Raw genomic sequence first — 453 nt, 5'->3', positions numbered from 1 at the left:
GTGATGAACGTCGGCAACCAGGTGTCGCAGGCGGCGGGCGGCATCGTCGTCGGCGTCGAGCGCGCGAAGGCGATGGGCCTGCTCGCCGACGTCAAGGAAGCGATGTACGACATCAAGCTGCTCGGCGATCTGCTCAAGCAGGCGGTCGATGCGTTCGCCGAGCACAACCGCGTGCTGGTGTTCCCGGCCGCCGAGTTCTTCTACGAGGGGCCGGACGTGGCGGCGGACATCGTGGTGCCGACCGGCGAGCTGATCCCCAAGGATGAAGAGAGCTACAACCACGGCGCGCGGGTCTGTGCCATCAGCCCGGACAACAAGCTCACCATCTCCCTCGGCCAGCCGCACAACGTGCCGCCCAAGGACAAGCTGGAGCTGTACGAGCGGCACGGCATCGGCGGCATCGTGCGCATGGAGCGCGACGGCAGCAAGCGCGAGGTCTACGCCACCGGCGTG

Annotated in this window: 1 protein-coding gene; it reads left to right on the top strand. The window is 67.5% G+C overall.

All coding sequences use genetic code 11. From position 1 onward, the window contains the following. The coding region (gene sctE / locus ACU8YC_RS27435) for a type III secretion system translocon subunit SctE (protein WP_446896318.1) at window positions 1–453 on the top strand (453 nt) is incomplete at both ends.

This window comes from Citrobacter sp. VF227 (assembly GCF_052950715.1).
Note: the sequence above shows the minus strand (reverse complement) of the source record. Positions and strands in the feature narration are given on the sequence as shown.